27 protein-coding genes are annotated in these 24,780 nt (G+C 64.7%); 13 read left to right on the top strand and 14 right to left on the bottom strand.

The features are described 5' to 3' along the window. Nucleotides 1-10 precede the first annotated feature (10 nt). Complete coding sequence (locus AWB70_RS24545) at nt 11-568, top strand: peroxiredoxin (RefSeq protein WP_053568478.1); 558 nt, start codon at nt 11-13, stop codon at nt 566-568. Between the two features lie 24 nt (nt 569-592). Further along, a complete protein-coding gene (locus AWB70_RS24540; RefSeq protein WP_045450801.1) occupies nt 593-1,066 on the top strand; it encodes a hypothetical protein in 474 nt (157 codons plus the stop codon). A 2-nt stretch (nt 1,067-1,068) separates the two neighbouring features. Here AWB70_RS24540 and cydB read toward each other — a convergent pair whose 3' ends face one another. Together cydB and AWB70_RS24530 are read right to left on the bottom strand one after the other, a co-directional pair. Further along, nucleotides 1,069-2,076, bottom strand: a complete 1,008-nt coding sequence (gene cydB, locus AWB70_RS24535; protein ID WP_014191858.1) for a cytochrome d ubiquinol oxidase subunit II — start codon at nt 2,074-2,076, stop codon at nt 1,069-1,071. A 17-nt stretch (nt 2,077-2,093) separates the two neighbouring features. Further along, nucleotides 2,094-3,557, bottom strand: coding sequence for a cytochrome ubiquinol oxidase subunit I (locus tag AWB70_RS24530; protein WP_053568477.1), 1,464 nt, complete (start codon nt 3,555-3,557; stop codon nt 2,094-2,096). A 228-nt stretch (nt 3,558-3,785) separates the two neighbouring features. On the opposite strand from AWB70_RS24530, the gene sugE reads away from it, so the two are divergent. The 6 genes from sugE (at nt 3,786) to AWB70_RS24500 (ending at nt 9,421) form a co-directional block, all read left to right on the top strand. Then, a complete protein-coding gene (sugE, locus tag AWB70_RS24525; RefSeq protein WP_014191856.1) occupies nt 3,786-4,106 on the top strand; it encodes a quaternary ammonium compound efflux SMR transporter SugE in 321 nt (106 codons plus the stop codon). A gap of 268 nt (nt 4,107-4,374) precedes the next feature. Next, entirely contained in the window at nt 4,375-5,001 is a 627-nt protein-coding gene (locus AWB70_RS24520; protein ID WP_014191855.1) for a DUF4126 domain-containing protein, read from the top strand. 71 nt (nt 5,002-5,072) lie between these two features. Further along, nucleotides 5,073-7,589 carry an ABC transporter permease gene (locus tag AWB70_RS24515; protein ID WP_374730257.1) on the top strand — a complete coding sequence of 839 codons (2,517 nt, stop codon included), beginning with the start codon at nt 5,073-5,075 and terminating at the stop codon, nt 7,587-7,589. Between the two features lie 15 nt (nt 7,590-7,604). Further along, complete coding sequence (locus AWB70_RS24510) at nt 7,605-8,012, top strand: group II truncated hemoglobin (RefSeq protein ID WP_014191853.1); 408 nt, start codon at nt 7,605-7,607, stop codon at nt 8,010-8,012. 95 nt (nt 8,013-8,107) lie between these two features. Further along, nucleotides 8,108-8,839, top strand: coding sequence for an alanyl-tRNA editing protein (locus AWB70_RS24505; protein WP_053568475.1), 732 nt, complete (start codon nt 8,108-8,110; stop codon nt 8,837-8,839). Nucleotides 8,840-8,842: 3 nt separating this feature from the next. Next, the gene (locus AWB70_RS24500) at nt 8,843-9,421 is read left to right on the top strand and encodes a DUF924 family protein (RefSeq protein WP_053568474.1); all 579 of its coding nucleotides are present in this window, start codon (nt 8,843-8,845) and stop codon (nt 9,419-9,421) included. 19 nt (nt 9,422-9,440) lie between these two features. Here AWB70_RS24500 and AWB70_RS24495 read toward each other — a convergent pair whose 3' ends face one another. From AWB70_RS24495 to AWB70_RS24450, 10 genes are all read right to left on the bottom strand, one after another. Beyond that, the gene (locus AWB70_RS24495; RefSeq protein ID WP_053568473.1) at nt 9,441-10,187 is read right to left on the bottom strand and encodes an SDR family oxidoreductase; all 747 of its coding nucleotides are present in this window, start codon (nt 10,185-10,187) and stop codon (nt 9,441-9,443) included. A gap of 13 nt (nt 10,188-10,200) precedes the next feature. Continuing rightward, a complete protein-coding gene (locus AWB70_RS24490; RefSeq protein ID WP_014191849.1) occupies nt 10,201-10,785 on the bottom strand; it encodes an LOG family protein in 585 nt (194 codons plus the stop codon). Between the two features lie 2 nt (nt 10,786-10,787). Then, entirely contained in the window at nt 10,788-11,507 is a 720-nt protein-coding gene (locus AWB70_RS24485; RefSeq protein ID WP_041730518.1) for a TetR/AcrR family transcriptional regulator, read from the bottom strand. Nucleotides 11,508-11,651: 144 nt separating this feature from the next. Then, nucleotides 11,652-12,179: a diacylglycerol kinase gene (locus AWB70_RS24480; protein ID WP_014191847.1), complete on the bottom strand. Its 528-nt coding sequence runs from the start codon at nt 12,177-12,179 to the stop codon at nt 11,652-11,654. Beyond that, nucleotides 12,176-13,207, bottom strand: coding sequence for a glycosyltransferase family 4 protein (locus tag AWB70_RS24475; RefSeq protein ID WP_045450797.1), 1,032 nt, complete (start codon nt 13,205-13,207; stop codon nt 12,176-12,178). Before AWB70_RS24475 ends, AWB70_RS24480 begins: the two co-directional genes overlap by 4 nt. A 62-nt stretch (nt 13,208-13,269) precedes the next feature. Continuing rightward, complete coding sequence (locus AWB70_RS24470) at nt 13,270-14,199, bottom strand: UDP-2,3-diacylglucosamine diphosphatase (protein ID WP_087086335.1); 930 nt, start codon at nt 14,197-14,199, stop codon at nt 13,270-13,272. 79 nt (nt 14,200-14,278) lie between these two features. Continuing rightward, a complete protein-coding gene (locus tag AWB70_RS24465) occupies nt 14,279-14,806 on the bottom strand; it encodes an RDD family protein (protein ID WP_374730255.1) in 528 nt (175 codons plus the stop codon). After that, complete coding sequence (locus tag AWB70_RS24460; RefSeq protein ID WP_053568471.1) at nt 14,803-15,576, bottom strand: DUF3106 domain-containing protein; 774 nt, start codon at nt 15,574-15,576, stop codon at nt 14,803-14,805. Before AWB70_RS24460 ends, AWB70_RS24465 begins: the two co-directional genes overlap by 4 nt. A 38-nt stretch (nt 15,577-15,614) precedes the next feature. Continuing rightward, nucleotides 15,615-16,079, bottom strand: coding sequence for a DUF3619 family protein (locus tag AWB70_RS24455; protein ID WP_045450794.1), 465 nt, complete (start codon nt 16,077-16,079; stop codon nt 15,615-15,617). Then, nucleotides 16,076-16,639 (bottom strand): RNA polymerase sigma factor, encoded by a 564-nt coding sequence (locus tag AWB70_RS24450; RefSeq protein WP_014191841.1) that lies wholly within the window; start codon nt 16,637-16,639, stop codon nt 16,076-16,078. The genes AWB70_RS24455 and AWB70_RS24450 overlap by 4 nt, the downstream gene beginning before the upstream one ends. Before the next feature lie 425 nt (nt 16,640-17,064). Between AWB70_RS24450 and AWB70_RS24445 the strand changes: the two genes are divergently transcribed. The 5 genes from AWB70_RS24445 to pssA all read left to right on the top strand — a co-directional run bounded on the left by AWB70_RS24445 (nt 17,065) and on the right by pssA (nt 22,151). Further along, the gene (locus tag AWB70_RS24445; protein ID WP_014191840.1) at nt 17,065-18,828 is read left to right on the top strand and encodes an acetolactate synthase 3 catalytic subunit; all 1,764 of its coding nucleotides are present in this window, start codon (nt 17,065-17,067) and stop codon (nt 18,826-18,828) included. Nucleotides 18,829-18,938: 110 nt separating this feature from the next. Continuing rightward, a complete protein-coding gene (gene ilvN, locus AWB70_RS24440; protein ID WP_008341906.1) occupies nt 18,939-19,430 on the top strand; it encodes an acetolactate synthase small subunit in 492 nt (163 codons plus the stop codon). Between the two features lie 64 nt (nt 19,431-19,494). Then, nucleotides 19,495-20,511, top strand: coding sequence for a ketol-acid reductoisomerase (gene ilvC, locus AWB70_RS24435; RefSeq protein ID WP_014191839.1), 1,017 nt, complete (start codon nt 19,495-19,497; stop codon nt 20,509-20,511). Between the two features lie 115 nt (nt 20,512-20,626). After that, entirely contained in the window at nt 20,627-21,271 is a 645-nt protein-coding gene (locus AWB70_RS24430; protein ID WP_053568470.1) for a phosphatidylserine decarboxylase, read from the top strand. 13 nt (nt 21,272-21,284) lie between these two features. Next, nucleotides 21,285-22,151, top strand: coding sequence for a CDP-diacylglycerol--serine O-phosphatidyltransferase (gene pssA, locus AWB70_RS24425; protein WP_014191836.1), 867 nt, complete (start codon nt 21,285-21,287; stop codon nt 22,149-22,151). Between the two features lie 74 nt (nt 22,152-22,225). Here the strand turns inward: pssA and AWB70_RS24420 are convergent, their stop codons facing one another. Together AWB70_RS24420 and lysS are read right to left on the bottom strand one after the other, a co-directional pair. Continuing rightward, on the bottom strand, nt 22,226-22,978 hold the full coding sequence (locus AWB70_RS24420; protein ID WP_053568469.1) for a glycine zipper 2TM domain-containing protein: 753 nt from the start codon (nt 22,976-22,978) through the stop codon (nt 22,226-22,228). 274 nt (nt 22,979-23,252) lie between these two features. Beyond that, a complete protein-coding gene (gene lysS, locus AWB70_RS24415; RefSeq protein ID WP_053568468.1) occupies nt 23,253-24,779 on the bottom strand; it encodes a lysine--tRNA ligase in 1,527 nt (508 codons plus the stop codon). Between the last annotated feature and the right edge of the window lies 1 nt (nt 24,780).

The raw sequence follows: 24,780 nt of genomic DNA, 5'->3' as shown, positions 1-24,780 counted from the left end.
AGGAGCGTGCATGAGAAAGCTTTTCAGTCTGATGGCCGGTTGCCTCGTGGCGAGTGCGGCGGCCTTGCCGCTTGCCGCGAACGCGACGCTCAAGCCCGGCGACCCCGCGCCCGATTTCACCGCGCAGGCCTCGCTCGGCGGCAACGTCTACGCCTATTCGCTCGCCGATGCGCTCAAGAAAGGGCCCGTCGTGCTGTACTTCTATCCGGCGGCGTTCACCAAGGGCTGCACGATCGAGGCGCACCAGTTCGCGGAAGCGGTCGATCAATACAAGGCCGAGGGCGCGACGGTCATCGGCGTGTCGCATGACAACATCGACACGTTGAAGGAATTTTCGGTGAGCGAGTGCCGCAGCAAGTTTCCGGTCGCGGCGGACCAGGACTCGAAGATCATCAAGTCCTACGACGCCTCCATGCCGATGACGCGCACGATGGCCAACCGCGTGTCGTACGTGATCGCGCCGGACGGCAAGGTTATCTACGAGTACACCAGCCTGTCGCCGGACCAGCATGTCGCGAACACGCTCCAGGCGCTGCGTGACTGGAATGCGAAGCACAAGGCGCAGTGATTCTGAATTGATCGCGGAGGTCCCATGCCTATCGTCGTAGGTCTGATCGCTTTAGGATTGCTGATTTATGGCGCGATTTGGTCGTTCAATGCGCTGCACGCGCAGTTCGGCCTGGGCGTGGCGGTGGGCGTCGCGATCGTCGTGCTCCTCGCGATCGCCGCGGGAGTTATGCGCTGGCTTGCGAGCCGCCGCGAGATCGCGCCGAATCTGCGCCGCGGCGAGCACGGCGACTGGACGCACGAGCTTGCGACCGACTGGGGCGGCGTGCGGATCGCGGCGGGCAAGCGTCTGTGCGACGTGCGCCTGCGCGGCGAAACCGGCAGCTACATCTTCGCGGACCTGCGCGGCGCGCGCGCTCAGGAAGCGGGCGGCGCGTGGCAGGTGCTGCTCGACGTGAAGGACGCGAAGCGCGCGGAATGGACGCTGCCGATGCGCGATCGCAACGAAGCGCACAAGTGGGCGCGCATTCTCTCGCTCGCGACGCAGCAGAAGTTGTGAGCCTACTCGGCGTGATAGCCCATGTCGCCGCGCACCTTGCCGCGAAACACCCAGTACGACCAGATCACGTAGATCATCAGCACGGGCAGCAGGAACATCGTGCCGATCAGCAGAAACTGATGCGATAGCGGCGCGGCCGACGCGTCCCACAGCGTCACCGAAGGCGGCGCGATGAACGGCCAGAGGCTGATCACGAGCCCTGTAAAGGCGAGAAAGAAGAGGCCGATCGAGCACAGGAAGGGCACGACTTCGCGGCCTTTCGCGAGGCTCGACCAGAGCGTCCACGCGAGCAGCACGGTCAGCACGGGCACCGGCGCGAACGCGAAGCTCTCCGGGAAGCCAAACCAGCGCGCCGCGATGCGCGCGTCCTTGAGCGGCGTCCATACACTGATGAGCAGAATGAACGCGATCACGCCGAGCAGGGCGACGTGCGCCATCTTGCGGCTCCACGCCTGCAACTCGCCTTCGGTCTTGAGCACGAGCCACGTCGTGCCCTGCAGCGCGTAGCCGAAGATCAGCCCTACGCCGACGAGCAGCGGAAACGGCGCGACCCAGTTCCAGCTCGTGCCGGCGTATTCGCGGCCCTGAATCGGGAAGCCCTGAATGAACATGCCGAGCACGATGCCCTGCGAAAAGGTCGCGACGAGCGAGCCCACGCCGAATGCGCCGTCCCACAGCCACTTGCGCGCGCCGATCACCTCGCGGAACTCGAACGCGACGCCGCGAAAGATCAGCCCGAGCAGCATGAAGAGAATCGGAAAGTAGACCGCCGGCACGATGATCGCGAAGGCGAGCGGAAACACCGCGAACAATCCGCCGCCGCCGAGCACCAGCCATGTCTCGTTGAAGTCCCAGACGGGCGCGACGGAGTTGATCATCAGGTTGCGCGACTCGCCGTCGCGGCGCAGCAGGAACATCACGCCGACGCCCAGATCGAAGCCGTCGAGCAGCACATACATGAACACCGCCAGCGCGAGAATGGCGGCCCACAGCGGCACGAGATCGAGCATCGCGTTCTCCGTCGTCGTTAATTGCGTCCGCGGCCCGGCGGCACGATGTCGTCATTGCTCACGGGGCGGGACGCGCCCGCATGGCCGCCGCCCGCCGACACCGCGGAAAGCGGGCGCGCCGCGCGCGTCTTCGCATCCAGTTCGTCCTTTTCATGCGCATGCGCGACTTCGGCAGGCCCGACGCGCACCAGCCGCCGCAGCAGGAAAAATCCCGCGCCGAAAATGACGAGATAGGCGCACACGTAGAGCAGCCACGACAGGCCGACATCGGCGGCGGTGAGCGAGGGCGTCACCGAGTCCTTCGTGCGCAGGATGCCGTACACGGTCCACGGCTGGCGGCCGGCTTCGGTGGTCGTCCAGCCGGCGATCACGGCGATGAAGCCGAGCGGCATCGCCCAGGTCGCCGCGCGCAGCCAGCGCGTGCTCGTCTCGATCCGCCCGCGCGCGAACTGCACGATGCCCCACAGCACGAGCGCGAACATCAGGAGCGCCACGCCGACCATGATGTGAAACGCGAAGAACACGACGGCGACGGGCGGCCGGTCCTCGCGCGGGAAGTCCTTGAGTCCGCGCACGTAGCCGTTCGGATCGTGCGTCAGATAGAGGCTGCCGAGCACCGGAATCGAAATCTCGAAGTGATTGCGCTCTTCGTCCTGATCCGGAATCGAGAAGAGATTGGCGGGCACGCGCGTGCCGGATTCCCACAGCCCTTCCATCGCGGCGAGCTTGGCCGGCTGATGCTTCAGCGTGTTGAGGCCGTGCGCGTCGCCGATCACCATCTGGACCGGCACCATGACGATGAGAAAAAGCAGCGACATCTTCACCATGACGCGGCTTTCTTCGAGGGCGCGGCGCTGCCGCAGATACATCGCGCCGACGCCGAGAATGACGAAGGCCGCCGTCACTAGAAACGCGCTGACCGTGTGCCCGAGCCGGTACGGAAACGACGGCGTGAAGATCACGTCGAAAAAGCTCACCACTTCGAAGCGGCCATCCGGCAGCAGGCGGTGGCCCTGCGGCGTCTGCATCCAGCTATTGACCGCGAGAATCCAGAACGACGAGATCACGGTGCCCGCCGCGACGAAAATCGCCGACATCACGTGCGCCCATTGCGGCACGAGCTTGCGCCCGAACAGCAGCACGCCGAGGAACGCCGATTCGAGGAAGAACGCGGTCAGCACTTCGTAGCCCATCAGCGGGCCGACGACGTTCGCTGTGGCGTCGGAGAAGCGGCTCCAGTTGGTGCCGAACTGGAACGGCATGACGATGCCCGACACCACGCCCATGCCGAACGACACCGCGAAGATCTTGAGCCAGAACGCGGAGAGCCGCCGGTAGACGTCGCGCTTGGTGATCCACCAGTTGAATTCGAGGGTCGCGATATAGCACGACAGGCCGACCGTGAACGCCGGCAGCAGAATGTGAAACGCGACGACCCACGCGAACTGAAAGCGTGAGAGCAGGACCGAATCGACATCCATGAACGCTCCTTTGTTCAGGCTTTTGCAGCGGATATGTCGAAGGGACGCCTCGCGCGGGCGTTTTCTCTTTAATACACGGTTTTGACGGCGACAGCCACGCGCGGCGGCGCGGGCGAAGCGTCCGAGTGCCGTTTTGCTACAATCGCAGTTCGATCTTATGGCCATGCGGACGACCGCATGCGCATCGTTTTGTCGGGGACGGCCCCATGACTTCAAGGGAGTCGCTCGATGTCCTGGATTCTTCTTTTCATCGCCGGGTTGCTCGAAGTGGCGTGGGCCGCCGGTCTCAAATCGTCGGAAGGCTTTACGCGGCTCGGGCCGTCGATTTTCACGCTCGTCACGGCAATCGGCAGTTTCGTGCTGCTCGCGATGGCCATGAAGCAACTGCCGCTCGGCACGGCCTACGCCGTGTGGACGGGCATCGGCGCGGTCGGCGCGTTCGTGTTCGGCATCGTGTTCATGGGCGAGGCGCTCTCGGCGGCGCGCGTGCTGAGCGCGGTGCTGATCGTCGCCGGACTGATCGGGCTCAAGCTCTCGTCGGGTCACTGAAGGCGCATCCGTTGCGCCCGCGCCACCCGGCCGTGCGCTGGCGCACCGCGAACGGCAAACGTCCGGGCCTTGCTGCACCGCGCGGTTTGGCGTGGATATAATGGTCTGAAGTCAGACGGTTCTTAGTCGTTCCTATGACTCCGCGTTTTTGTTGTATCGTCGTGGATGTGGGAGGCTTCTTTCGGCATCTGCCGAAAAGATCGTATCTTCAGCCGGCAAATCGTTCACCTGAAGCGAGCGGCGGCAGCAGGGAACAAGGGAGGCGGCAATGCTTGAGTCACTTTCGCTCGCGGCGGGCCTGTCATGGGCGAGCGGGCTGCGCCTGTACCTCACCGTGTTCATCGCCGGCATGTTTCAGCGCTTCGGGCTGGTGCATCTGCCGGATTCGCTCGCCGTGCTCGGCTCGCCTTGGGTGATCGGCGTCGCGGGCGTGCTCGCGCTCCTCGAATTTCTCGCTGACAAAATCCCCGCCGTCGATTCCCTGTGGGACGCGGTCCACACCTTCATTCGCATCCCGGCGGGCGCGGTGCTCGCGGCCGGCTCGCTCGGCCACGCCGATCCCGCCATGCTCACCGTCGCCGCGCTCGCGGGCGGCACGCTCGCCGGCGCATCGCATTTCGCGAAGGCGGGCACGCGCGCGCTCATCAATCTGTCGCCGGAGCCGGTGTCGAACTGGGCGGCGTCCGCCACCGAAGACGTCGGCGCGGTCACGGGCATCACGCTCGCGCTGTTCGTTCCGTTGCTGTTCCTCGTGCTCCTGCTCGTGTTTCTGGTGCTCGCGGGCTGGGCGCTGCCGCGTCTCGCGCGCGGCGTGCATGTGGGCGTGTCGCGCATGGCCAAGCACATGCTGCCGAATTCGGAGCGCATGAACCGATTGCGGAGCAAGCACGATTGAGCACCGCATTCAGGAACGATCAGGCTGCACGTAAGGCAGGGCATTCGCATCCGGCCATCCGGCTCGGTTTCATGCAGACGGTGCGCCAGGCGTGGCGCATGACGGGGCGCGACTGGCGCGCGGGCGAACTCACGATGCTGCTGCTCGCGCTCGTGCTGGCGGTCGCGGCGCTGTCGAGCGTCGGCTTTCTCGCCGATCGCATGCGCCAGGGCCTCGCGCGCGACGGCCGCCAGATGATCGCCGCCGATTTCGTCGTGCGCGCCGATCATCCCGTCGATACCCTGTTCACGCGCAAGGCCCAATCGCTCGGTCTCGACACCGCGGGCACGACGATCTTCCCCAGCATGATCAGCTCGACGTCCGCGCAGCCGGCGTCGCGTCTCGCCGCGATCAAGGGCGTCACGCCGGGCTATCCGTTGCGCGGCGCGCTGCGCATTGCGCCCGCGCCCGATGCCGCCGATGCCCCCGCGCACGGCATTCCCGCGCCCGGCACCGTGTGGGCCGATCCCGCCTTGCTCGACGCGCTGAAAACGCAGGTTGGCGGCACGGTCAAGGTCGGCACGCGCACGTTCACGGTGGCGGGCGTCATCACGCGCGAACTGGACCGCGGCTTCTCGTTCGTCAACTTTTCGCCGCGCCTCATGATGCGCGCCGACGAAATCGCGGCGACCGGGCTGATCGGCTACGGAAGCCGCGTCACGTACCGGCTGCTGGTCGCGGGCCCGGACGCGCAGGTCGAACAGTTCGCGAAGTTCGCGCGCGACGAAACCGACGGCGGCAAGCTGCGCGGCGTCGCGCTGGAGTCTTTGTCCGACGGTCAGCCGCAGGTGCGCCAGACGATCGATCGCGCAAGCCACTTCCTCACGCTCGTGTCGCTGCTGACGGCGCTGCTCGCGGCCGTTGCGATCGCGATGGCCGCGCATCGCTTCGCGCGCCGGCATCTCGACGGCTGCGCCGCGATGCGCTGTCTCGGCGTGAGCCAGCGCACGCTGCGCGCGCTCTTTCTGAACGAATTCCTGACGATCGGTCTGATCGGCAGCGCGGCGGGCGTCGTGCTCGGCTTCGGCGGCCATCTCGTGCTGCTGAACTGGCTCGGCGCGCTCGTCGATGTCGAATTGCCGCAGCCGAGCGTGTGGCCCGCGCTGCAAGGCATCGCGATGGGCCTCGTGCTGCTGCTCGGCTTCGCGCTGCCGCCGCTCTTGCCGATCACGCGCGTGCCGCCGGTGCACGTGATCCGGCGCGAGCTCGGCGACGCGGCGCGCGTCGCGCATGCGGCGTACGGCGTCGGCGTGCTGCTGTTCGCGGCGCTTTTGATCGTCGCGGCGGGCGAAGTGAAGCTCGGCGGCATCGTTGCGGGCGGCTTCGCGGCGGGCTTGCTCGTGTTCGGCGCGATCGCGCGCGCGGCGCTCTGGGCGGCGGCGCGCTTCGTGCGGCGCGAGAAGAGCCGCGCGGGCGTGGGCTGGCGTTACGCGCTCGCGTCGCTCGAGCGCCGCAGCGGGTCGAGCGCGCTGCAGATCACCGCGCTCGGCATCGGGCTGATGTGTCTGCTGCTCATCGGCATGACGCGCAACGACCTCATCAAGGGATGGCGCGACGCGACGCCGCCCGACGCGCCGAATCAGTTTCTCATCGACATTCAGCCGGACCAGCGTCAGGGCGTGCTCGATTATCTTCACGCGCACGGCCAGCCCGACGCCGCGCTTTCGCCGATGGTGCGCGCGCGGCTCGTCTCCATCAACGGTAAGGCGGTGAATCCGCAAGACTACGACAAGGCCGATGCGAAGCGCCTCGTCGACCGCGAATTCAACCTGTCCTACACGACCGAGCTGCCGGGCGACAACCGCGTCACGCAAGGCGCGTGGTTCGGCAAGGACACGAAGCCGCAGGTGTCGATCGAGGAGGGCATCGCGAAGACGATTCGCGTGAAGCTGGGCGACACGCTGCGTTTCGACGTCGCCGGTCTGCCGGTCGAAGCGCCGGTGACGAGCGTGCGCAAGGTCGACTGGAATTCGTTCAAGGTCAACTTCTTCGTGCTGCTGCCGCCCGAGGCGCTCGCCGATCTGCCGGCGACCTTCATCACGAGCTTTCATCTGCCGCTCGAAGAACAGCGCGTGATCGACGGGCTGGTGGCGCGTTATCCGAACGTGACGGCCATCGATATCGCGCCGATTCTCGCGCAGATTCACCGCACGCTGGCGCAGGTGATCGGCGCGGTGCAGTTCCTGTTTCTCTTCACGCTCGCGGCGGGCGTGCTCGTGCTGTACGCGGCGCTCGCCGGCACGCGCGACGAACGCGTGCGCGAGTCGGCGCTCTTGCGCGCGCTCGGCGCATCGCACCGGCAGGTGCGCTCGGTGCAGGTCGCGGAGTTCGTCGCCGTCGGCGCGCTGTCCGGCCTGATGGCCGCGATCGGCGCGCAGGCGATCGGCTACGTGCTCGCGGCGCGCGTGTTCGAATTTCACATCGATTTCAATCCGTGGCTTGTGCCCACGGGCATCGTGGCGGGCGTCGCGTGCGCGGGCGTCGGCGGCTGGCTGAGCCTGCGGCGCGTGCTGGTGCGCCCGGCCCTGCAATCCCTGCGCGATGCGTAATTTTTCGTACAAGCAATGACTGAAGACACCGAACAAGGCCAGCAGCCGACCGCTTTCGAGCTGATCGGCGGCGAGGCGCGCGTGCGCGCGCTCGTCGATCGTTTTTACGACCTGATGGATCTCGAGCCGGAATTCGCCGGCATCCGCGCGCTGCATCCGCCGACGCTCGACAATTCGCGCGACAAGACGTTCTGGTTCCTGTGCGGCTGGATGGGCGGGCCGGATCATTACATCGACCGCTTCGGGCATCCGCGTTTGCGGGCGCGGCATCTGCCGTTTTCGATTGCCTCGTCCGAGCGCGATCAATGGCTGCGCTGCATGGCCTGGGCGATGGAAGACATCGGCGTCGACGAAGCCTTGCGCGAGCGCCTTCTGACTTCGTTCTTCGATACGGCCGACTGGATGCGCAACCGTCCCGGTTGATTCGCGCCGATTTGTACCGGTTCACGCGGGGCGCGGGTGATGCATCATCGGTGCTTCACCTCTTACGCAAGCATCGGACGCAAGGAACGGCAAACATGAGCACACGCGCACTCTTTCGCGAGGACGCCTATCTGACGCGTTGCGACGCGACGGTGACGGCCATCGACGAGCAGGGCATTCACCTCGACCGGACGGTGTTCTATCCGCTCGGCGGCGGCCAGGCGGGCGACGCCGGCACGCTCACGCTCGCGGACGGCACGGTCGTCGCGATCGCCGATACGCGCAAGGCGAAGTTCGAAGGCGCGACGCCGGACGACGCCGTGCACGTGCCCGCGCCGGGTCAGGAAGACGCGCTGGCTCGCATGAAGGCTGGCGACGCGGTGAAGGCGGAGATCGACTGGTCGCGGCGTCATCGGCATATGCGGCTGCATACGGCGAGCCATCTGATCTGCGCGGTGCTGCCGTATCCGGTGGACGGATGCAGCATCACGAGCGACTACGCGCGCCTCGATCTCGCCACCGTCGAGCCGATCGAGCGCGAAACGGTCGAAGCGAAGCTGAACGCGTTGATCGGCGGCGCGCACGACGTTCACACCGAATGGATCACCGACGACGAAATGGCCGCGCGCCCCGAACTCGTGCGCACGATGAGCGTTAAACCGCCGATGGGCCTCGGCCGCGTGCGCCTCTTGCGCATCGAGAATGTCGATTTGCAGCCGTGCGGCGGCACGCATGTGCGCAATACGGGGGAAATCGGCACGCTGCGCATCGCGAAGCTGGAAAAGAAGAGTGCGCGCACGCGGCGGCTCGTGCTGGAACTCGTCTGACGCATGGACCCGCGCGCGCAGGCCGTTCTCGATCTCTGGTTCGGTGAAGCGGGCTCGCCCGAGTTCGGGCAGGAACGCACGCTGTGGTGGAAGAAAAAGCGCGTGGTCGATGCGATGCTCACGGAGCGTTTCGGCGCATTGCTCGAAGAGGCGCACGCGGGCGGTCTGCGCGACTGGGAGCGGACGCCGCTCGGCACGCTCGCGCTGATCGTGCTGCTCGACCAGTTTTCGCGCAATTGCTATCGGAACACGCCGCGCGCCTTCGCGGGCGATACCCGTGCGCTCGCATTGGCGAGAAAGCTGGTCGAAAGCGGCGACGATTTGAGTTTGCCAGGCGCGTATCATCGCGCGTTCGTGTATATGCCGTTCGAACACGATGAAACGCCCGAAAGCCAGCGTGAATCGCTGAGACTATTCGGAAAGCTAAACGAGGAAACGGGCGTTTCGAGCTTCTACGAATCGGCGGTCGAGCACGCCGACGTGATCGAGCGCTTCGGGCGTTTTCCGCATCGCAACCGGATTCTCGGACGCGAGATGTTGCCGGACGAAGAGGCGTGGCTGGCGAAACACGGCGGGTTTTGATCCGCCGTTTCCGTTACCGTCAGCGTCCGCCCGTCACATCCAGAATTGCGCCCGTCACATACGACGACGCATCCGACAGCAGCCACACGATCGATTCGCCGACTTCATCGGCCGTGCCCGCGCGTCCGATGGGCGTCTGCACGCCGAGCACGTGCGCGCGATCCGGCTTGCCGCCGCTCGCGTGGATTTCCGTGTCGATGAGTCCGGGCCGCAGCGCATTCACGCGCACGCCTTCCGGTCCGAGTTCCTTCGAAAGCCCGATGGTCAGCGTATCGATCGCGCCTTTCGAGCCGGCATAGTCAACGTACTCGTTCGGGCCGCCGAGCCGCGCCGCCGCCGACGACAGGTTCACGAGCGAGCCGCCCTTGCCGCCGCGCGAGGTCGACATGCGCCGCGCCGCCTCGCGCGCGACGAGATAGGCGCCGAGCACGTTGATGTCGAAGATGCGCTTCATCCGTGCGATGTCCATGTCCGCGAGCTTCGAGCCGGGCGCGACGACGCCCGCGTTGTTCACGACGCCGTCGATCTTGCCGAACGCCTTCTCGGTCGCGTCGAACATCGCGACGACCGCGGCTTCGTCAGCGACATCGCCGCCGATGGCGATCGCCTTGCCGCCCGCGGCCTGCACGGCGGCGACGGTGGCTTCGGCGGCGGCCGCGTTCGACGCATAGTTCACGCCGACCGACCAGCCGCGCGCGCCCGCCAGCACCGCGGCCGAGCGGCCGATGCCACGGCTGCCGCCCGTAATCAGAATCACCTTTGACATGCGCTTTCGCTCCTCAGACGGCGTTGCGGTTGGTGGCCCACTTGTCGTTCGCGGGCGGCGTATAGGCCTTGAGCCTCGCGATCATCGCGTCGGGCTCGGCGGCGACCTGGATCATGTCGAGCAGCGGCGCGCGCATGAAACCTTCGGCGACCGTGTGGCGAAGCATCGCCATGAGCGGATCGTAGTAGCCGTTCACGTCGAGCAGGCCGACCGGCTTCTGGTGATAGCCGAGCTGCGCCCACGTGTAGACCTCGAAGAACTCCTCGAAGGTGCCGACGCCGCCCGGCATCGCGACGAACGCGTCCGAGAGATCGGCCATCATCTTCTTGCGCTCGTGCATGTCGGGCACGACGTGCAGTTCGGTGAGATCCGTGTGGCCCACTTCCTTCGCGACCAGCAATTCCGGAATCACGCCGACCGCGCGTCCACCCGCGGCGAGCACTTCATCGGCGATAAGGCCCATCAGACCGACGCGCCCGCCGCCATAGACGAGCGCGAGATTGTTGTCGACCAGCGCGCGGCCGAACGCCTTGGCCGCTTCGGCATAGACGGGGCGGGCTCCGGTCGCGGAGCCGCAATAGACACAGACTGCTTTCATGCTCAGGAATCCTTCGGTGGTTCTGACTTGTCCTCGCGCGGCGGCAGGAAGTCCGCGTATTCGCGCTTCGGAAGCTTACCGGATACGAGGTCGTCGAAGAGCTGGCGCGAGCGCCCGCGCAGATACGGCGCCATGATCGAGATGATGTGCAGGCTCGCCTGATGCAGCTCCGTGCGAATCGCTTCCTGATCGTTGTACTTGCGCGGATTCATCACGTACTGGTACGAGAGCCAGTAGGTCGCGATCACGCCCATGTTGGTCGCGACCACGTTGATCTCCTCGGGCGTCGCGACCATTTCGCCGTCGGCCACGAGCGCCTCGCACAACTGGCTCGCGAAATGCACCTTGTGCGTGATGATCTGCTTGAAGTGCGTTTCGAGCGTGCGGTTGCGCGCGAGCAGATCGTTCAGGTCGCGATAGAGAAAGCGGTACGTCCAGAGGAAATCCGCCATGTACTGCAGGTACGACCACATTTCGTCGATCGTCGGGCGGTGGTCGTCCGGAAAGCGCAGGCGCTTCTGAATCTGCTGCTCGAACTGCGCGAAGATGCTGTTGATGATGTCGTCTTTGTTGCGGAAATGGTAGTACAGGTTGCCTGGACTGATTTCCATCTCCTCGGCGATCGTCGTCGTGGTGACGTTCGGCTCGCCGATATCGTTGAACAACTTCAGCGACAGTTCGAGTATGCGTTCGCGGGTGCGGCGGGGTGGTTTGGCTTCCATGTCGTCCGACCTTGGCATCGGGCCGCGGCGGCTCGGGATGAGCGTTCGCACGGCCGCTTCCGTTGCTATTTTTGAGAATGTCGGACGATTATAAACCGGTCGTTCGGCTGCACCCATGCGGGCTCTGCGCGACGGTGCTCTCCTTTATAAGATACGCGCGAGCCACGGGGATGCAAGCGGCCAGAGAATCAGGCCCCAGGTGATGACGCAAACGCCCAGCGCGACCATGACCGCGGCGCTGCCGAAATCCTTGGCCCGCTTCGACAATTCATGTCGTTCGAGCGAGATGCGGTCGATGGCCGCCTCGACGCTCGAATTGAGCAGCTCGACGATCAGCACGAGCAGCACCGACGCGATCAGCGCGGCGCGTTCCACCGGCGCGACCGGCACGAAGAGGCTGACCGGCAGCAGAATCGCGGCGAGCGTCAGTTCCTGGCGAAACGCGCTTTCCTCGCGAATCGCGACGCGAAAGCCGTAGAGCGAGTTCTTCATCGCGTGCCAGGCGCGCGTGAAGCCGCGGTTGCCCTTGTACGGATTGAAGGGCAAGTCGTCGGGGCCGAGCGGCTCACTGGCCGGCGCGGGCCTGCCGTCGATTTCGTCGGTGTCTTCGATATCGTCGTCGAAGGGATCGCTTTCTCGCGCGCGCTTCCGCGCCACGGCGCGTTGCGTCATGCGGCGGCCCGGTCCTGACTCGCCGCGCGCGGCCCGCACTGCCGCAGATGCGAGGCGAACTGCTCCGACGCCGCGCGCCACGAGAAGCGCTCGGCCCATGCGCGGGCATCGGCGCGTTCGATCTTCAGCGCCTCCAGGCAGGCTTCGCGCAGGTCGTCGTGGAGCGCGCCGGGGCCGTTTTCGCCGAGCACGTCGATCGGGCCTGTCACCGGATACGCCGCGACCGGCGTGCCGCAGGCCATCGCTTCGAGCAGCACGAGGCCGAAGGTGTCGGTCCTGCTCGGGAACACGAAGACATCCGCCGCCGCGTAGACCTTCGCAAGCTCGGGCTGCGACAGCACGCCCAGATAGTTCGCGTTCGTGTAGCGCGATTTCAGTTCAGCGAGCGCGGGGCCTTCGCCCGCGACCCACTTCGAGCCGGGCAGATCGAGCTTCAGGAACGCTTCGACGTTCTTCTCGACCGCGACCCGCCCGACGTACAGAAAGATCGGCCGCGCGGTATTGAGCACCTTCGACTCCATCGGATGAAAGATGTCGAGATCGACGCCGCGCGTCCACAGCACGACGTTGGTGAAGCCGTACTGTTCGAGGTCGCTCTTGACGACGGGCGTCGGCGCCATCACCGCCTGCGAGTCCTTGTGAAACCAGTGCAGGAAGCGGTAGGTCATCGCGAGCGGAATGCCGAAGCGCGCCTTCACGTACTCCGGAAAGCGCGTGTGATACGCCGTCGTGAACGGCAGCTTGTGGCGCAGCGCATAAGCGCGTGCGGCGAGCCCGAGCGGGCCTTCGGTGGCGATGTGCAGCGCATCCGGCGCGAATGCGTCGATGCGCGCGGCGACGCGCCGGCCCGGCAGCAGCGAAAGGCGGATCTCGGGATAAGTCGGGCAGGGGATCGTCCTGAATTCGAGCGGCGTGAGCAATTCCACGCGATGGCCCAGCGCGCACAGCTCCTTCGTCGTCTGCGTGAGCGTGCGCACGACGCCGTTGACCTGCGGCTCCCATGCGTCGGTAACGATCATGATCTTCATCGAATGGCCCAGGTTGGTGTGACGTGTTATGGCTCGATGCGGCGGCGTTCAGACGGTGACGTTCAGACGGTGACGCGAGCGCGCGTCGTGCGTGTCTCGCGCGCCTGTTGCCCGCGCATCACGGTCCAGTAGACGATCTTCAGTTCGCCGTCGTAGGTCTCGACGAGCGCGGAGAGGCTCTCGACCCAGTCGCCGTCGTTGCAGTAGAGCGTGCCGTCGATTTCGCGGATCTCGGCCTTGTGGATGTGGCCGCACACGACGCCGTCGCAGCCGCGGCGGCGCGCTTCGTCGGTCATCACCTTTTCGAACTGCGAGATGAAGTTCACCGCGTTCTTGACCTGATGCTTGAGGTACTGCGAGAGCGACCAGTAGTTGAAGCCGAATTTCGTGCGCACGCGATTGAACCAGCGGTTGAGCAGCAGGATCATCGTGTAGGCGGTGTCGCCGAGATAGGCGAGCCATTTCGCGTGCTGGATCACGCCGTCGAAGAGATCGCCGTGCACGATCCACAGGCGCTTGCCCGCGAGCGTCGTGTGGAAGGCTTCGCCGCGCACGTGGATGTCGCCGAACGCGAGATCGCAGAACTGGCGCGCGGCTTCGTCGTGATTGCCGGGAATGTAGACGACCTGCGTGCCCTTGCGCGCCTTGCGCAGGATCTTCTGCACGACGTCGTTGTGCGCCTGCGGCCAGAACCAGCCTTTGCGAAGCTGCCATCCGTCGATGATGTCGCCGACGAGATACAGATACTCCGACTCGTGATACCGCAGGAAGTCGAGCAGATACGGCGCCTGGCAGCCGCCCGAGCCGAGGTGAATGTCGGAGAGCCAGATGGTGCGGTAGCGGTGCGGCGCGTCGCCGGCATCGCCGTGTTCGTCATCGTGGAGGCTCGGCGTGTCTGGCGACACCGCCTTGGGCGATTCAGTGGACTCGGATCGCAGTGCGAACGGACCGGGCGGGTCGAATGCCGGGTGAACTGACGAAGTGAAGGCCATTGGCGCGCGCATCGGGTTTCGGTATGCGCATTGCACCGTGCGGCCGTGACCGAGCCGTGACAGTCACGAGAAGTTCTTATTACTTGACGACAGCTTGAGTCGCGACGATGCGCGTGCCGGCGAGGCGGTCATGCAGGAACTGGCGCGCGGGATCGAGCCGCACGGCCGCCGCCCACAGCACGACCCACGCCGCGAACACGGCGAACGTCTGCGGCACGGTGAGGGAAAGCAGCGGATGCAGCGCGAGCGGCGGCAGGAACCAGAGCCATGCGAGCGCGTACCGCGCGAGCGCGCGTCCGGCCTTGACGGGCTGGCCGTGCGTATCGACGACCTTGAGCCGCCAGGTTTTCATCGGCAGGGTCTGGCCGCCGTGCGTCCAGAAATACACGAAGTACGCGGCGAGCACGAGGCCGATCCACGACATCAGCCAGTTGTGGTGCGTGAGGCCGTTGCGTTGCTGCGTGAGCGTACTGAAAAGATATCCGGCGATGAACACGACGCCGAACAGGATGACGCCTTCGTAGAGCATCGTCGCGAGGCGGCGGCGCAGCGTGGGCGCGCGCATCGGCGTGACGGAGGTTGCGGCCGCTTCGGGCTGGGCGCTCACGAGCCGTTGTACATCGAAGGCGCCTGTTGCGGCGACACGGGGATTGGCGTGGCGGGCACGATGCTCGCGGCGTTCGGAATGGCAGGCTGCATCGGCGCGCCGGAGGTGGGCGCGGCCGTGCCGGGCGCCGTGGCGGAGCCGGCTTCCGCATGTCCGGAAGCGTGACCCTGCTCACGCGCCGCAACGAGGCGGTTGATGTCCTTCACTTCGGTCTTGCCCGTGGGCGGCGCGGAAACGACGGTAGGACGGCGCGTGCGCTCGCTCGCGGCGAGTTTCTTTTTCTGCTCTTCGGAGAGCTTCTGATACGCGTCCCAGGCCTTCTCGCGCTTTTCCAGCGGCACCGCTTTGGAAACCTGATAGTTCTCGCGCGCGACCTTGCGCTCATCGGGCGTGAGCCGCACCCATTCTTCCATGCGCTGATGCAGATGCTTCTGCGCCTCGGGCGACATCCGGTGAAAGCGCGAAGCGATCTTGAGCCACTTCTGCTTGCGCTCGTCGGAAAAAGAATCCCACTGCGCGACGAAGGGCGCGAGCGCGAGATGCTGCGCTTCGGTCAGATGGCTCCAGGACAGCGGCCCTTCGGACGAGAGTGCGGAAAGCGGCGAAAGATTCGTGTCGGCGTGAGCGCCCGAGCCGCCGGCGGCCGGCGTGGCGGCCGACGACGGCGGGGCGGCGGCAGTGGCGTAGAAGCGCGGATAAGTCGCGGCGAACGCAACCATGCCCGCAATCGCGCAACCAAAGACAATCGCGAGACCGCGCTTGTAACTCACCCGAAAATTCCCCCGCTGTGTTCAGTCCGAACGATGACTTAGTGATTGCGCGTCAGATACGCGTTGAAACCGTGGTCGAGATAGGCGTCGATCGGCAGGCTGTCGCTCATCATGGCCGCGTCGATGTCGGCGAGCTCGGCGCGGCGCTCCTGATCTTCCCAATAGGCGATGCCCGCCAGCCCGATGACGAGCGCCGCGAGCGGCCACGCGAGACCGAGGCCGCCGAGCCGCGCGAGCCAGCCCTTCGGCCGATGGCCGTCGCCGGAATCGCCCGTGGTGAGGGTCGAGCCCATTTCGGCGCCCGCACCGGCGAACGCCGGCGTGAAGGCGGGCGCGCTCATCGCGACGGCCGCCTTTTCCGGCTTCTTGCGCGCGATCGCGGCGCGGCGCGCCTCGCGCAGCCGGTCCACGGCGGCAGCCGGCATGTTCGACGTATTTTCGTCGAGCGCGCGCACGACTTTCAGCGCGAACTCGTTTTCTTTCGTTTCAAGTGCGGAACTCATAGCGTGATCCCTTTTGCTTTCAGGGCTTGCGCGAGTGTGTGCGTGGCGCGTGAACAATGTGTCTTCACGCTGCCCTCGGAGCACCCCATCGCAGCGGCCGTCTCGGCGACATCCATATCCTCCCAGTAACGCATGAGAAACGCTTCCCGTTGACGCGCGGGCAGTTTCTGGATTTCGGCATCGATCAGGTTCAGCACCTGTTCGCGCTCCAGCTTGTTCTCGCTGCTCTCGCTGCCGGCCGCGCCGTCTTCGGATTCGAAGGTTTCGAGCGGGTCGAATTCGTCGTCGTCCGCGTTGCCGAAGGACGAGAAGAGGCTGACCCAGGTGTTGCGCACCTTCTGACGACGGAAATAATCGTGCGTCGCGTTCTGAAGGATACGCTGGAATAAAAGCGGAAGCTCGCTCGCGGGACGGTCGCCGTATTTTTCCGCCAGCTTGATCATCGCGTCCTGCACGATGTCGAGCGCCGCGTCGTCGTCGCGAACGGTATACACGGTCTGCTTGAACGCGCGTCTTTCGACGCCCGCCAGAAAGTCGGCGAGTTCCTTGTCTGATGCCATCCGTTGGGGGCCGGCGCAACGAATTTGCGTCCGTAGTTGCGTCGAAAAAGGGAATCGTGGAGTTCGAGGAAAACCTGCGAATCCTAGCAAAGTTTCGCGGCAGCGGGAGCAAATGAGCGATTTTGTTGCCACTTCCGGTGCTCGGCCGGGCGATTGCATACCACTTCGACAGCTTGAGCTTGCACGGCGCTTTCGGGCGCGGACCGTTGCCAAAAGCCGCTATCGGACGGTTCGCAAAGTTTTTGCTTGACCCGTCGCGCGGCGCGCTGTTACATTTTCTGACTCGCATCATCCAGTGAAATGTCTGCTTTGAGGCGAGCCCAAGAAGCACGCCTGTCAATTCAAGACGCGCCGCTTGAACCCGAGCCACAAGCCCGGCAGAGAGCACCCGATCAATTTTTTGCCGAAAATTCGAAAGGTGATGAATGAACATGCCTAGCGCGGAATTCTCCACGTCGGATACCACTCCTCCTCACGAAGCCGATTCCATCGGCGGGACCGTGCTCATGCGCGCGCTCGCGGATGAAGACGTCGAATTCATCTGGGGCTATCCCGGCGGCTCGGTACTCTACATCTACGACGAGCTCTACAAGCAGGACCAGATTCAGCACATTCTCGTGCGCCACGAGCAGGCCGCCGTGCACGCCGCCGACGCGTATTCGCGCTCGACCGGCAAGGTGGGCGTGTGTCTCGTGACTTCGGGCCCGGGCGTCACCAATGCCGTCACCGGCATCGCCACGGCCTACATGGATTCGATTCCGCTCGTCGTCATCAGCGGCCAGGTGCCCACCGCGGCCATCGGCCTCGATGCGTTCCAGGAGTGCGACACCGTCGGCATCACGCGTCCTTGCGTGAAGCACAACTTCCTCGTGAAGGACGTGCGCGACCTCGCCGCGACCGTCAAGAAGGCGTTCTACATCGCGCGCACGGGCCGTCCGGGTCCGGTGCTGATCGACATTCCGAAGGACGTGTCGAAGGCGCCGTGCAAGTACGAGCCGATCAAGAGCGTGTCGCTGCGTTCGTACAATCCGGTCACGAAAGGCCATTCGGGCCAGATCCGCAAGGCGGTGCAACTGCTCTTGTCGGCGAAGCGCCCGTACATCTACACCGGCGGCGGCATCATTCTGGCGGACGCGTCGCGCGAGCTGAACCAGTTCGCCGATCTGCTCGGCTATCCCGTCACCAACACGCTGATGGGCCTCGGCGGCTACCGCGCGTCGGACAAGAAGTTCCTCGGCATGCTCGGCATGCACGGCACGTACGAAGCCAACATGGCGATGCAGAACTGCGACGTGCTGATCGCCATCGGCGCGCGCTTCGACGACCGCGTGATCGGCGATCCGAAGCACTTCGCGTCGTCGCCGCGCAAGATCATTCATATCGACGTCGATCCGTCCTCCATTTCCAAGCGCGTGAAGGTCGATATTCCGATCGTCGGCGACGTGAAGGAAGTGCTGAAAGAACTGATCGAGCAGCTTCAACACGCGGAGCACGGCCCGGATACGGCGGCGCTCAAGACCTGGTGGGACGATATCGAAGGCTGGCGCTCGAAGGACTGCCTGGCTTTCGACCGCAAGAGCGAGATCATCAAGCCGCAGTATGTGGTCGAAAAGCTCTGGGAATTGACCGACGGCAACGCGTTCGTGTGCTCGGACGTCGGCCAGCATCAGATGTGGGCGGCGCAGTTCTATCCGTTCAACAAGCCGCGCCGCTGGATCAATTCGGGCGGCCTCGGCACGATGGGCTTCGGCCTGCCCGCCGCGATGGGCGTGAAGATGGCCTATCCGGACGACGAAGTGGTCTGCATCACCGGCGAAGGCTCCATCCAGATGTGCATTCAGGAGCTCTCGACGTGCAAGCAGTACAACACGCCCGTCAAGATCATCTCGCTGAACAACCGCTATCTGGGCATGGTGCGCCAGTGGCAGCAGATCGAGTACAAGAAGCGCTATTCCAGTTCGTACATGGACGCGCTGCCGGACTTCGTGAAGCTGGCCGAGGCGTATGGCCACGTTGGCATTCGTGTCGAAAAAACCGCGGACGTCGAACCGGCGCTCAAGGAAGCGCTGCGTTTGAAGGACCGCACCGTATTTCTCGACTTCCAGACCGATCCGACCGAAAACGTATTCCCGATGGTGCAAGCCGGTAAGGGCATCACGGAAATGCTGCTCGGGTCTGAGGATCTCTAACGCGGGTTTGATTCGCGAGGCTCGCGCGCGCCTGTCTTCACAAAGGACATGTGCCGCGCGTGGGTTTTTCGGACAAGCGCCAATCTGGACACACATCGGGAAACACGAACATGAAACACATCATCTCCGTTCTGCTGGAAAACGAGCCGGGCGCGTTATCGCGCGTCGTCGGATTGTTTTCGGCACGCGGCTATAACATCGAAACGCTGACGGTGGCGCCGACCGAAGACAGTTCGCTGTCGCGGCTGACCATCGTCTCCATTGGCTCGGACGACGTGATCGAACAGATCACGAAGCACCTGAACCGCCTGATCGAGGTGGTGAAAGTGGTCGACCTGACAGAGGGCGCCCACATCGAGCGCGAGCTGATGCTCATCAAGGTCCGGGCGGTCGGCAAGGAACGCGAAGAAATGAAGCGCATGGCGGATATCTTCCGCGGCCGCATCATCGACGTGACCGAGAAGACCTACACGATGGAACTGACGGGCGCGTCCGACAAGCTCGACGCGTTCATCCAGGCGCTCGACGCCACGGCGATCCTCGAAACGGTTCGCACGGGCAGTTCCGGCATCGGCCGGGGCGAGCGGATTCTCAAGGTTTGAAGGCGCCTCACCCATTCATTTGCAGCAAGTAGCGCAACCATTTTCCAGGACTCAAGGAACCACCATGAAAGTTTTCTACGACAAGGACGCCGACCTCTCCCTCATCAAGGGCAAGCAAGTCACCATCATCGGTTATGGCTCGCAAGGCCATGCGCACGCGCTCAACCTGAAGGAAAGCGGCGTGAACGTGACGGTCGGCCTGCGCAAGGGCGGCGCATCGTGGAGCAAGGCCGAGAACGCGGGCCTCAAGGTGAAGGAAGTCGCCGAAGCCGTGAAGGGCGCCGATGTGGTCATGATGCTGCTGCCCGACGAGCAGATCGCCGAGGTCTACAAGAACGAAGTGCACGACAACGCCAAGCAAGGCGCGGCGCTCGCGTTCGCGCACGGCTTCAACGTGCACTACGGCCAGGTGATCCCGCGCGCGGATCTGGACGTCATCATGATCGCGCCGAAGGCACCGGGCCACACCGTGCGCAACACGTACCAGAACGGCGGCGGCGTGCCGCACCTGGTCGCCGTGGCGCAAGACAAGTCCGGCTCGGCGCGCGATGTGGCGCTGTCGTACGCCGTGGCGAACGGCGGCGGCCGCGCGGGCATCATCGAAACGAACTTCCGTGAAGAAACCGAAACCGATCTGTTCGGCGAACAAGCCGTGCTGTGCGGCGGTACGGTCGATCTGATCAAGGCCGGCTTCGAAACGCTGGTGGAAGCGGGCTACGCGCCGGAAATGGCGTACTTCGAGTGCCTGCACGAACTGAAGCTGATCGTCGACCTGATCTATGAAGGCGGCATCGCCAACATGAACTACTCGATCTCGAACAACGCCGAGTACGGTGAATACGTGACGGGTCCGCGCATCGTCACGGAAGAGACGAAGAAGGCGATGAAGGCCGTGCTGAAGGACATCCAGACCGGCGAATACGCGAAGAGCTTCATCATCGAGAACCGCGCCGGCGCGCCGACGCTGCAATCGCGCCGCCGTCTGACCTCGGAGCATCAGATCGAGCAGGTCGGCGAGAAGCTGCGCGCGATGATGCCGTGGATCGCAAAGAACAAGCTGGTCGATCAGTCGAAGAACTAAGCTGCATCTTTTCGACTCGCGTCACGCTTCTTGCTTGTAGAAAAGCCGCCCGGTTGCCCTGTGCGCCGGGCGGCTTTTGCTATCCTACGGTTTTTATAAAACACAGAACTCGTTCATGAACTATCCTCATCCGATCATTGCCCGCGAAGGCTGGCCGTTCATCGCCATCGCGGCAGTCGTGGCCGTTCTCGTGCAGGCGATGGGCGGTTTTGGCTTCGCCTGGATCTTCTGGCTGATCGTGATTTTCGTCGTCCAGTTCTTCCGCGATCCGCCGCGCCCGATTCCGGCGCAGCCCAACGCGGTGCTGTGTCCCGCCGACGGGCGCATCGTCGCGGTCGAAAGCGCGCACGATCCGTACGTGGGCCGCGAGGCGCTCAAGATCAGCGTGTTCATGAACGTGTTCAACGTGCACTCGCAGCGCTCGCCGGTGGACGGCGCGATTACGAAGGTGCAGTACTTTCCGGGCGCGTATCTGAACGCGGCCGTCGATAAAGCGTCTACCGAAAACGAGCGCAACGCCGTGGTGCTGCAGACGGCGGGCGGGCAGACCGTGACATCCGTGCAGATTGCGGGCCTCATCGCGCGACGCATTCTCTGCTACGTGCATGTGGGCGAGCCGCTCACGCGCGGCCAGCGCTACGGCTTCATCCGTTTCGGCTCGCGTGTCGACGTGTATCTGCCGGTCGGAAGCCGTCCGCGTGTGTCGATCGGCGAGAAGGTTTCGGCGTCGTCGACGATCCTGGCCGAGTTCGCGGAATAACGCGGAGGATTCGATGGCGGCATTCAAACCGCGCCGTAACCGCGTGAACGGCGCATCGCCGCGCGCGTTTCGCCGTAACAAGGCCGCGCAGGACGTGAGCGTCGTCGAGACGCGGCGCGCGAAGCGGCAGCAGTTTCTGAAAAAGCGCGGCATCTATCTGCTGCCGAATGCGTTCACCACGGCCGCGCTCTTCTGCGGCTTTTTCGCCGTCGTTCAGGCGATGAACGTGCGCTTCGAGATCGCGGCGATCGCCATTTTCGTCGCGATGGTGCTCGACGGCATGGATGGCCGCGTCGCACGCATGACGCACACGCAGAGCGCATTCGGCGAGCAGTTCGACAGCCTGTCGGACATGGTCTCGTTCGGCGTCGCGCCCGCGCTCGTGATGTACGAATGGGTGTTGAAGGACCTCGGGCGCTGGGGCTGGCTCGCGGCGTTTGTCTACTGCTCGGGCGCGGCGCTGCGGCTCGCGCGCTTCAACACGAACGTCGGCGTGGTGGACAAGCGCTATTTCCAGGGCTTGCCGTCGCCGGCCGCGGCAGCGCTGATCGCGGGTTTCGTGTGGCTCGCCACCGACAACCGCGTGCCGCTCAAGCTCGTGTGGCTGCCGTGGGTCGCGTTCGCGCTGACGATCTACGCTGGCGTCACGATGGTCTCGAACGCGCCGTTCTACAGCGGCAAGGCGCTCGACGTGCGCTACCGCGTGCCGTTCGCGGGCGTGCTGCTGATCGTGGTGGCGTTCGTGCTGGTGTCGTCGGATCCGCCGGTCATGCTGTTTTGTCTGTTCGTGCTGTACGGCTTTTCGGGTTACATCTGGTGGGCTTATCTGGCGGTGCGCGGGCGGCCGAATCCGGCGCGAAGTTCGCAGCGGGAGCACTAACGCTTTGTGCACACGCGAAAAAAGGCGACAAGCTCAACGGCTCGTCGCCTTTTTTGTGGCCGGTCGTCCGTCGCTTAGCCGGAGACCAGCGTGCCGTTCGAGATATGCACGCGCTCGCCTTGCTGGAACGGCGGCGGGTTCTTGTACGTGAAGATGCGCGTCTTGCCGTTTTCCATCCGCACGCGCACCGAATAGTCGGTTTCGCTGCGGATATGCTTCTCGACCGAATTCCCCGCGAGACCGCCGCCGAGCGCGCCGAGCAGGGTCATCGCGGTACGGCCGCCGCCGCTGCCGAACTGATTGCCGACGACACCGCCCGCGACCGCGCCGCCCACCGCGCCGATACCCGTTCCGTGACCTTCACGCTTGACGGCGGAAATGGCTTCGACGGTGCCGCAGGTCGAGCAGTACGCGCGATGTTGCGGCTGTTGCTGCGCATACGATGGCTGCGCGGGCTGCGGTTGCGCCGGAGCCTGTTGCGCTTGCTGCTGGGCCGCGGCCTGTTGCGCCGCTTGTTGCTGTGCTGCTTGTTGCTGTGCAGCCTGCTGTTGCGCCGCTTGCTGTTGAGCCGCCTGCTGCTGCGCCTGCGTCGGCGCGGCGGGGCTCGCCACCGGCTGCTGCGCGACCGGCGCGGCCTGCGTTTGCGCATTCTGCGCGCCGTTGCTCGACGCCTTCGGGAACAACCCTGTCATCGCGGCCGTGGCCACGAGGCTCGCGACGATGACCGCGCCCGCCGCCGTCGCGATGAGCGGATGCAGGCGCCGCTGCTGCGGCTGGCCGCCGCCCGAAGCAGGCGACGTGTCGAATTTGCTGGTTCCGTTATCCATTGTCGAACCTCCGTGTCGAGGCGAACTGCCGCTACCCATGTCGGCCGTTACGACCCATTCTGGGGGAAACCCGGATTTTTCGCTTTTTCGGGTTGTAACAATTTCGAGGACATGGCGTGTCCGGACTGAAGCAGAACCGATGCCAGGGCGCATCGCCACGGCGCGTCGCGGTGGGCGGCATCAGCGAGCCGTGCAGCTTTTACCAGCCGTTACAACACAGACGAAAAAAAAGCGCGCCCCGAAGGACGCGCTTTCTGAGCAGCCGAAGCTGAAATCAGTCTTCCCGGCGCAGATGCGGGAACAGAATCACATCGCGGATGCTCGGGCTGTCGGTCAGCAGCATCACGAGACGGTCGATGCCGATGCCGCAACCGCCCGTCGGCGGCATGCCGTATTCGAGCGCACGGATGTAATCGGCGTCGAAATACATCGCTTCTTCGTCGCCGGAGTCTTTCTGGTCGACCTGTTTCTGGAAGCGCGCGGCCTGATCTTCCGGATCGTTCAGCTCCGAGAAGCCGTTGGCGATCTCGCGGCCCGTGATGAACAACTCGAAACGCTCCGTGATGCCCGGCACCGAATCCGATGCGCGCGCGAGCGGGGACACTTCGATCGGGTAATCGACGATATACGTCGGCTCCCACAACTGCGATTCCGCCGTCTCTTCGAACAGCGCGAGCTGGAGCGAACCGAGACCGGCGTTGAGGAACGCCGGCTGCGTCGTATCGACGCCGAATTTCTTCAGTTCCGTGCGCAGGAAAGCGGCGTCGGAAAGCTGCGCGTCGGTGTATTGCGGCGCGAACTTCTGAATCGCCTGATTGATCGTCAGACGATGGAACGGCCTGGAGAGATCGAGCTCGCGCCCCTGATACGTGATGGTCGCGGTACCGAGCGCGTCGATCGCGGCCTGGCGGATCAGCGATTCGGTGAAGTCCATCAGCCACTGATAGTCCGTGTACGCGGCGTAGAACTCCATCATCGTGAATTCCGGATTGTGACGCGGCGACACGCCTTCGTTCCGGAAGTTACGGTTGATCTCGAACACGCGCTCGAAGCCGCCGACGATCAGGCGCTTCAGATACAGCTCAGGCGCGATGCGCAGGAACATCTGCATGTCGAGCGCGTTGTGATGCGTGGTGAAAGGCTTGGCCGCCGCGCCGCCGGGAATCGGATGCAGCATCGGCGTTTCGACTTCCATGAAGTCCGATTTCGCCATGAAATTGCGGATCGACGTGACCGCCTTGGTGCGCGCCATGAAGGTCTTGCGCGATTCCGGCGTGACGATCAGATCGACATAGCGCTGGCGATAGCGCGTTTCCTGATCGGCCAGGCCGTGGAACTTGTCCGGCAGCGGGCGCAGCGCCTTCGAAAGCAGCCGCAATTCCGTGCAGCGCACCGACAGTTCGCCCTTGTTCGTGCGAAAGAGCACGCCCTTCGCCGCGATGATGTCGCCCAGGTCCCACTTCTTGAACGCGTCATAGGTGTCCGCGCCGACATCCGCGGGCGTGACGAAGAACTGGATCTGGCCGCTGCCGTCCTGAACCGTCGCGAAGCTCGCCTTGCCCATCACGCGCTTGAGCATCATCCGGCCGGCGATCGCGACGGGCAGGGGATTCGCTTCGAGCGCGTCCTTGTCGGTCCCGGCGTACTCGCTCTGGAGCGCGGCGGCCTGATGCGTCGGGCGGAAATCGTTCGGATAGGCGACGCCTTGCTCGCGCAGCGCGCGCAGTTTGTCGCGGCGCTCGGCGATGATCTGGTTCTCTTCCAGTTCGGGAGCGGCGCCCGGTTGAGTCGGTTCGGTCATG

It is taken from the genome of Caballeronia cordobensis, assembly GCF_001544575.2.
GTDB lineage: Bacteria > Pseudomonadota > Gammaproteobacteria > Burkholderiales > Burkholderiaceae > Caballeronia > Caballeronia cordobensis.
This window is presented reverse-complemented; position numbering and strand designations above follow the sequence as displayed.

Coding starts and splice junctions, on each gene's coding strand:
- cydB (WP_014191858.1), bottom strand. CDS start 2,076: ATGCTCGATCTCGTGCCGCTGTGGGCCGCCATTCTCGCGCTGGCGGTG.
- AWB70_RS24520 (WP_014191855.1), top strand. CDS start 4,375: ATGCTTGAGTCACTTTCGCTCGCGGCGGGCCTGTCATGGGCGAGCGGG.
- sugE (WP_014191856.1), top strand. CDS start 3,786: ATGTCCTGGATTCTTCTTTTCATCGCCGGGTTGCTCGAAGTGGCGTGG.
- AWB70_RS24445 (WP_014191840.1), top strand. CDS start 17,065: ATGAACATGCCTAGCGCGGAATTCTCCACGTCGGATACCACTCCTCCT.
- AWB70_RS24420 (WP_053568469.1), bottom strand. CDS start 22,978: ATGGATAACGGAACCAGCAAATTCGACACGTCGCCTGCTTCGGGCGGC.
- AWB70_RS24505 (WP_053568475.1), top strand. CDS start 8,108: ATGAGCACACGCGCACTCTTTCGCGAGGACGCCTATCTGACGCGTTGC.
- AWB70_RS24495 (WP_053568473.1), bottom strand. CDS start 10,187: ATGTCAAAGGTGATTCTGATTACGGGCGGCAGCCGTGGCATCGGCCGC.
- AWB70_RS24530 (WP_053568477.1), bottom strand. CDS start 3,557: ATGGATGTCGATTCGGTCCTGCTCTCACGCTTTCAGTTCGCGTGGGTC.
- AWB70_RS24455 (WP_045450794.1), bottom strand. CDS start 16,079: ATGAGTTCCGCACTTGAAACGAAAGAAAACGAGTTCGCGCTGAAAGTC.
- AWB70_RS24515 (WP_374730257.1), top strand. CDS start 5,073: ATGCAGACGGTGCGCCAGGCGTGGCGCATGACGGGGCGCGACTGGCGC.
- lysS (WP_053568468.1), bottom strand. CDS start 24,779: ATGACCGAACCGACTCAACCGGGCGCCGCTCCCGAACTGGAAGAGAAC.
- AWB70_RS24480 (WP_014191847.1), bottom strand. CDS start 12,179: ATGACGCAACGCGCCGTGGCGCGGAAGCGCGCGCGAGAAAGCGATCCC.
- AWB70_RS24475 (WP_045450797.1), bottom strand. CDS start 13,207: ATGAAGATCATGATCGTTACCGACGCATGGGAGCCGCAGGTCAACGGC.
- AWB70_RS24485 (WP_041730518.1), bottom strand. CDS start 11,507: ATGGAAGCCAAACCACCCCGCCGCACCCGCGAACGCATACTCGAACTG.
- AWB70_RS24450 (WP_014191841.1), bottom strand. CDS start 16,639: ATGGCATCAGACAAGGAACTCGCCGACTTTCTGGCGGGCGTCGAAAGA.
- AWB70_RS24470 (WP_087086335.1), bottom strand. CDS start 14,199: ATGGCCTTCACTTCGTCAGTTCACCCGGCATTCGACCCGCCCGGTCCG.
- ilvN (WP_008341906.1), top strand. CDS start 18,939: ATGAAACACATCATCTCCGTTCTGCTGGAAAACGAGCCGGGCGCGTTA.
- AWB70_RS24545 (WP_053568478.1), top strand. CDS start 11: ATGAGAAAGCTTTTCAGTCTGATGGCCGGTTGCCTCGTGGCGAGTGCG.
- AWB70_RS24500 (WP_053568474.1), top strand. CDS start 8,843: ATGGACCCGCGCGCGCAGGCCGTTCTCGATCTCTGGTTCGGTGAAGCG.
- AWB70_RS24430 (WP_053568470.1), top strand. CDS start 20,627: ATGAACTATCCTCATCCGATCATTGCCCGCGAAGGCTGGCCGTTCATC.
- ilvC (WP_014191839.1), top strand. CDS start 19,495: ATGAAAGTTTTCTACGACAAGGACGCCGACCTCTCCCTCATCAAGGGC.
- AWB70_RS24540 (WP_045450801.1), top strand. CDS start 593: ATGCCTATCGTCGTAGGTCTGATCGCTTTAGGATTGCTGATTTATGGC.
- pssA (WP_014191836.1), top strand. CDS start 21,285: ATGGCGGCATTCAAACCGCGCCGTAACCGCGTGAACGGCGCATCGCCG.
- AWB70_RS24510 (WP_014191853.1), top strand. CDS start 7,605: ATGACTGAAGACACCGAACAAGGCCAGCAGCCGACCGCTTTCGAGCTG.
- AWB70_RS24490 (WP_014191849.1), bottom strand. CDS start 10,785: ATGAAAGCAGTCTGTGTCTATTGCGGCTCCGCGACCGGAGCCCGCCCC.